This is a genomic window from Salmonella sp. SAL4457, assembly GCF_046548235.1.
GTDB lineage: Bacteria > Pseudomonadota > Gammaproteobacteria > Enterobacterales > Enterobacteriaceae > Salmonella > Salmonella enterica.
In genome coordinates this window covers 1-437 of the sequence record NZ_JBGDZO010000066.1, presented here as the reverse complement: position 1 = coordinate 437, position 437 = coordinate 1, and the positions used below count along the sequence as shown (strand labels likewise).

General features: G+C 65.9%; 1 protein-coding gene. It reads right to left on the bottom strand.

Going from position 1 to position 437, the window contains the following annotated elements:
• Window positions 1-65: 65 nt before the first annotated feature.
• Window positions 66-437, bottom strand: a 372-nt coding sequence (locus tag ACLJNW_RS23250) for an extracellular solute-binding protein (protein ID WP_410961093.1), incomplete at its 5' end; no start/stop codon positions are given.

The following is a 437-nucleotide window of genomic DNA, read 5'->3' as shown; positions in this document are numbered from 1 at the left end:
AGGAGCTTTCGAGAAGAGCAAAGGTTTGCGCGCCAGCGCTCTCCGGCTGGCGCGCAACGGCCTCCTCAGCGCTTGGCCCAGTTCTGGAAACGCTGCTCCAGGGCCTCGCCGTGCTCCGCCCAGAAGGCCACGTTCATACCCACCGCGTTCTGCATGTTCTGCGGCGCGGTCGGCAGGTTGGCAGCCACTTGCGGATCGAGCAGGCCTACCGCCTTGCGGTTGGCCGGGCCGTAGGCGATGTTCTCGGCGAAAGCCTTCTGCTGCTCCGGCTGGCTGGCGAAACGGATGAACTCCTCGGCCAACTGCTTCTTCCAAACCCCGACCGGCAGCGCCCAGAAGTCGAAATCGTAGACGCCGCCGCTCCAGACCATTGCCAGGCGCTGCTTCTCGGCCTGCGCCGCGGCGATCCGCCCGTTGTAGGCCGAACTCATCACCAC